3 protein-coding genes are annotated in these 2,443 nt (G+C 67.4%); all 3 read right to left on the bottom strand.

Annotation, left to right across the window (positions count from 1 at the left end; translation table 11 throughout):
* On the bottom strand, positions 1-91 hold a 91-nt coding region (locus FKP22_RS34110; RefSeq protein ID WP_233446977.1), incomplete at its 3' end, for an FAD-dependent oxidoreductase.
* Positions 92-131: 40 nt separating this feature from the next.
* A complete protein-coding gene (locus FKP22_RS27285; protein WP_141291094.1) occupies positions 132-1,874 on the bottom strand; it encodes a putative 2-aminoethylphosphonate ABC transporter permease subunit in 1,743 nt (580 codons plus the stop codon).
* A 10-nt stretch (positions 1,875-1,884) separates the two neighbouring features.
* Positions 1,885-2,443, bottom strand: a 559-nt coding sequence (locus FKP22_RS27280; protein ID WP_141291093.1) for a TOBE domain-containing protein, incomplete at its 5' end; no start/stop codon positions are given.

The raw sequence follows: 2,443 nt of genomic DNA, 5'->3' as shown, positions 1-2,443 counted from the left end.
CGACGCAGACCTTGAGGCCGCGGCGCGCGGCCGTGTAGGCGTGGGCCAGGCCGACGATGCCGGCGCCAACGACGATGAGGTCGTAATGCAATGGGTGAGTTGAAGAGCAGGTCACGTTCGATTCAGGCGTCTCAATGTGCAGGTGCCCGCCAGGCCTGGGTGCGGCGCTGGGCCCAGGCGGACAGCGCCATGTACAGCAGGCTGACCACCGTGGAGGTGGCAACGATCAGCACCGCCATGGCCGAGGCCGGGCCGATCTCGCCCGCGTCGTCGAGGTTCAGGATGGCCACCGAGGCCAGCTTGGAATTGGGCGTGTAGAGGAAGACCACGGCCGAGATCGTCGTCATCGCGTTGACGAAGAAGTAGCGCGACACGTCGATCAGCGCCGGCAGGCAGATCGGCAGCGTGACGCGCCAGAAGGTGCGGTAGAACGGCACTTTCAGCGAGGCCGACACGGCTTCGAATTCAGGGTCGATGGCCTTCAGCGCGGTGACCAGGGTCAGGTGACCGGTGGTGTAGAAGTGCACCACCGTGCACAGCACCAACAGCGCAAAGGTCTGGTACAGGCCATTCAGCGGGTTGCCCGGCGCGTTGAAGAAGAAGATGCAGCCCAGGCCCAGCACTAGGCCAGGCACCGCCATCGGCAGCATGGCCATCAGCCGCAGCAGCGGGCGCAGCGCGTCCAGCCCGCGCGTCTTCTCCATCAGGTAGGCGCCGATGAAGACCACCACCGGGCCGATCAGCGCAGTGCTGGCGGCCAGCTTCAGGCTGTTGATCAGTGCGTCGCCAAGCTCGGCGTCCACCAGGCCCATGGTGTAGTGCTGCAGGCTCAAGGAAAGGTTGTAGGGCCAGAAGCTGACGAAGGAGGCGAACACGGCCATGCCGAACATGGCCAGCATCAGCGCGGCGATCAAGCCGCAGTAGGCGGTCATCAGCGCATCGAAACCCGGCGCGCGGCGCGGCACCAGCGCCACGGCACGGGCACTCAGCAAAGCCATCTGCCGGCGCTGCACGAAGTGGTCGACAACGAAGGTCAGCACGGCGGGCGCGAGCAGCAGCAGCGCGACCACCGCGCCACGCTGGAAGTCCTGCTGGCCGATGACCAGCTTGAAGACATCGGTGGCCAGCACGTTGTAGTCGCCGCCCACCACCTTGGGCACGCCGAAGTCGGTGATGACCAGCGTGAAGGTGACCATCGCGGCCGAGATCAGCCCGTAGCGCGCGCCTGGCAGCGTGATGGTGAAAAACCTGCGCCAGCGCGTGGTGCCCAGCGCGTCGGCCGCTTCGTAGAGCCGGGCATCGGCCAGCGACAGCGCGGTCACCAGGATCATCAGCGTGTGCGGGAACACCGCGAAGCACTCGGCCAGCACGATGCCGGACGCGCCGTAGATGCCGTCGAAACCCAGCGCAAGCCAGAAGTCCTTGGCCATGCCCTGGTTGCCGAACCAGTAGATCAGCGAGATGGCCGACAGCAGCGACGGCGCCAGCAGCGGCAGCAGGCTGATGGTGCGGAACAGGCCCTTGAGCGGCATCATGCTGCGGGTCAAGGCATAGGCAAAACCAAACGCCAGCGGCAGCGTGAGCAGCACCACCAGCACCGACACGAAGACGCTGTGGCCCAGGCTTTGCAGCAGCGCGGGTGAGCCCAGGTAGCTGACAAAGGCACCCCAATGGCTGCTGTCGCCGGACGTGGGCCTGAAAGCCTGGGCCAGCAGCGCCAGCAGCGGGCCGATCAGGCCGACCAGCAGCAGCGCGGCAACCGCCAGCAGTCCCAGGTGGGCAATGCGGTCCGTCCAGTGCACCCGCTGGCGCGGCGCGCTGGCCACCAGCACGGCGCCAGCCTGGTCGGGAAACAGCAAGCGTTTGAGCAACATGCGCTTCGGCTCAGCTTGCGGCCGGGAACACGCGCAGCCGATCGGTGCGCAAGGCAAAGCGCAGCGTGCGGCCTTCGCTGACCTCGAACTCGTCCATCTGGTTCAGCGAGAACTGCAGCAGCAGCGTCTCGGTCAGGCCGTCCACGCGGATCGTCGCGAGGCAGTTGCCGCCCAGGAACTCGACGTGCTCGACCCGGCCTCCGCACAGACCAGGCGTGTCAGCCGCCAGTGGGCCGACGACGCGGTCCTCCGGCCGCAGGTACAGCAGCACTGGCGCGCCGGGCCGGAAGTCGCTGCCCTGGCCTGCGGGGCATTGCCAACGGTGTGCGCCGCAGCGGAACCAGCGGTCGCCCTCCGCCACCGCTGGCAGCCGGTTGACCTTGCCGACAAACTCGGCCACGAAGGCCGAAGCCGGCTCGCGGTAGATCTGCAGCGGCGTGCCGACCTGCTCGATGCGGCCGCGGTTCATCACCACGATGCGGTCGGCCACCGAGAGGGCCTCTTCCTGGTCGTGCGTGACCATGATGGTGGTGAGGCCCAGCTGGCGCTGCAGCGCGCGGATCTCGTTA

It is taken from the genome of Ideonella azotifigens (genome assembly GCF_006519715.1).
In the GTDB taxonomy this organism is placed as follows: Bacteria; Pseudomonadota; Gammaproteobacteria; order Burkholderiales; family Burkholderiaceae_C; genus Ideonella; species Ideonella azotifigens.
The sequence above is the reverse complement of the archived record's forward strand: the minus strand, read 5'-3'. Positions and strand labels throughout refer to the sequence as shown.

Bases quoted from the DNA above. Each gene is read 5' to 3' on its own strand.
- FKP22_RS27285 (WP_141291094.1), bottom strand. From the start codon at position 1,874: ATGTTGCTCAAACGCTTGCTGTTTCCCGACCAGGCTGGCGCCGTGCTG.